3 protein-coding genes are annotated in these 3,080 nt (G+C 68.0%); 2 read left to right on the forward strand and 1 reads right to left on the reverse strand.

Annotated features, from left to right (window positions below; genetic code table 11):
- Both ACWELQ_RS42275 and gmd read left to right on the forward strand, forming a co-directional pair.
- A partial coding sequence (locus tag ACWELQ_RS42275; protein WP_452402607.1) for a glycosyltransferase family 4 protein occupies positions 1-928 on the forward strand: 928 nt, incomplete at its 5' end.
- Entirely contained in the window at positions 925-1,959 is a 1,035-nt protein-coding gene (gene gmd / locus ACWELQ_RS42280; protein ID WP_452402608.1) for a GDP-mannose 4,6-dehydratase, read from the forward strand. The genes ACWELQ_RS42275 and gmd, both read left to right, overlap by 4 nt.
- Here the strand turns inward: gmd and ACWELQ_RS42285 are convergent.
- The gene (locus ACWELQ_RS42285; RefSeq protein ID WP_452402609.1) at positions 1,947-2,912 is read right to left on the reverse strand and encodes a GDP-L-fucose synthase family protein; all 966 of its coding nucleotides are present in this window, start codon (positions 2,910-2,912) and stop codon (positions 1,947-1,949) included. The genes gmd and ACWELQ_RS42285 overlap by 13 nt on opposite strands.
- Positions 2,913-3,080 lie beyond the last annotated feature (168 nt).

Consider the following 3,080-nt stretch of genomic DNA (forward strand, 5'->3'; position numbering starts at 1 on the left):
GGTCGTCTGCATCACCCCGCCGCTGCTGGCGACCGCCATGGCGGTCGCGCGGGCGCGGCTGACGCCGGGCGCTCCGGCGGTCGGCGTGCTCGTGCACGACCTCTACAGCCGGGGCGTGGTCGAGACCGGGGCGCTGCCGCGGCCCGCCGCGCGGCTGGTGCGAACACTGGAATCCGCCGCGTTCCGGCATGCCGACGGCGTCGCGGTGATCCACGACGGCCTGCGCGGCGATCTGGTGCGGGAGCTGGGTGTCGAGCGGGATCGGATCCGGGTCATCCGCAACTGGAATCATGTCTCGTCCCCGGATCCGCGTGCCAGCGCGGCGTTCCGGGCGGCGCGGGGGTGGCCCGACGAGGAGATCGTCGTGCTGCACGCGGGCAATATGGGGACCAAACAGGGTCTCGAGAATGTCGTCGCGGCCGCCGAATTGGCTGCGCGACAGCGACTTCCGATTCGTTTCGTCCTGCTCGGCGACGGCAATCAGCGCCGCCGGATCGAGGCCGCGAGCGCCGGGCTGTCCACCCTCGAGATCCTGCCGCCGGTGAGCGAGTCGGAGTTTCCCTCCGCCCTCGGCGCGGCGGACGTGCTGTTGGTCAACGAGCTGCCGGGGGTGGCGCAGATGGCCGTACCCAGCAAGCTGACCTCGTATTTCACCTCCGGCAAGCCGATTCTCGCGGCGGCGGAGGCGGCCGGGTACACCGCGCAGGAGATGACCGCCTCGGGGGCGGGGGTCATCGTGCCGGGGGGCCGCCCGGAATTGCTGCTCGCCGAGGCGCTGCGCATCGGCACCGATCCGGTGCTCGGCGCGGAGTTCGGTGCGGCGGGCCGGAGATACGCGGCGGCGCTGTTGAAGGCGGACGCCGCGCTGGACAGCTACGAGGACTGGATCATTCAGTTGGCTACCGCACGGGGGAGGGCGGTCCGATGACCAAATGTGCGTTGATCACCGGGATTACCGGGCAGGACGGTTCGTATCTGGCCGAACTGCTGCTGAGCAAGGGGTACGAGGTGCACGGGATCATCCGGCGCGCGTCGACCTTCAACACCCGGCGCATCGACCATCTGTATGTGGATCCACACGATCCGCAGGCGCGACTGTTCACCCACTACGGGGAATTGAACGACAGTGCCCGGCTCGCGACGCTGATCCGGCGGATCGAGCCGGATGAGATCTATCACCTGGCCGCGCAGTCGCATGTCCGGGTGAGCTTCGACGAGCCCGAATACACGTCGGAGACCACCGGTTTGGGGACGATCCGGCTCCTGGAGGCGATCCGGCAGATCGGCTTGGACTGCCGGTTCTATCAGGCGTCGAGTTCGGAGATGTTCGGCTCGTCACCGCCGCCGCAGAACGAGTCGACGCCGCTGCATCCGCGCTCGCCCTACGGCACGGCGAAGATGTTCGCCTACTGGGCGGCTCGCAACTACCGCGAGGCGTATGGGCTGTACACCGTCAACGGGATTCTGTTCAATCACGAATCACCGCGCCGCGGAGAGACCTTCGTGACCCGCAAGATCACGCGCGCGGTGGCGCGGATCGCCGCCGGGCTCGACGAGCACCTGTGGATGGGCAACGTCGACACCGTGCGCGACTGGGGGTACGCGCCGGAATACGTCGAGGGCATGTGGCGCATGCTGCAGGCCGACGAGCCCGACGACTACGTGCTCGCCACCGGCACCGGGTATTCGGTGCGGGATTTCCTGGCGATGGCCTTCGATCGGGCCGGGCTCGACTGGGAACGCCACGTCCGATTCGATGATCGGTATCTGCGGCCCGCGGAGGTGGACGCCATGATCGGCGATGCCGCGAAGGCGACGGCCACCTTCGGCTGGGAGCCGCAGGTGCGCGCCCCGGAATTGGCGCGGCTCATGGTCGATGCCGATATCGAAATGCTGAAAACCGAATCGGAGGTATGGATCGATCGCCCGGATCTCGCCACCTGGCGTCAACCCCGGTAGTCCGCCTGATGATCGAGGAACCAGTGATAGGTGGCCTTGAGCCCGTCGGGCAGGGAGATGGACGGCGGGCCCCAGCCCAGGCCGGTCAGCAGCGAGACGTCCAGCAGCTTGCGGTACGTGCCGTCCGGTCGCGAAGGGTCCCAACGGATTTCGCCGCGATACCCGGCGATGCTCGCGATCGTGGTGGCGAGTTCGGCCACCGTGACCTCCTGGCCGGTGCCGACATTGACCGGGCTGTCGCCGTCGTAGTGGTCGAGCAGGAACAGGCAGGCGTCGGCCAGATCGTCGGCGTGGATGAACTCCCGCAGCGGCTGCCCCGTGCCCCAGCAGTCGACGGTCGGTGCCTGCGCGTGGGCGGCCTCGTGGAAGCGGCGGATCAGGCCGGGTACGACATGGCTGGCGGAGGGGTGGAAATTATCACCGGGACCATAGACATTGGTCGGCAGTGCGCTGATGTACGGCAGGCCGTATTGCCGCCGGATAGCGGAAACCTGTGTGATACCGGCAAGTTTCGCTACGGCGTAGCCATCGTTGGTGGTTTCCAGCGGGCCGGTGAACAGCGCGTCTTCCCGGATCGGCACGGCGGCCTCACGCGGGTAGATGCAGCTCGACCCCAGGAACAGGAAGCGTTGCACGCCGGTTGCCACCGCGGCGTCGAGCAGATTGACCTGAATGCGCAGATTGTCGGAGAGGAATTCGGCGGGCCGCGTCGCATTCGCCACGATCCCGCCCACCCGGGCGGCGGCGTCGATCACCACGTGCGGCCTTGTCGCGGTGAGGAATTCGGCGGTGGCGCGGGCGTCGCGCAGGTCGAGTTCGGTGGAATCGCGCCCGACGAGATCGGTGAATCCCGCCGCCCGCAACCGCCGCCACAGCGCCGATCCCACCAGTCCGCGATGGCCCGCGACATACACGCGCGAGGCGCGCGAGAGGGGCCCGCCATTCCAGTGCATGCACGTCATTGTGGCAGAGCCGGACGGTTCGAGTCGGGATGCGCCGGTGCCCCGGATCGTTATACTCCCTCTCGTACGGTCAGGCCGAAATCTCTTGGAAGGCAATCGGTCAGATGAACGAATGCTCGGCGCCCTGGCCCCGGATGCTCGTCGGACACGTGCCCGTAG

This window comes from Nocardia sp. NPDC004722 (genome assembly GCF_053601505.1).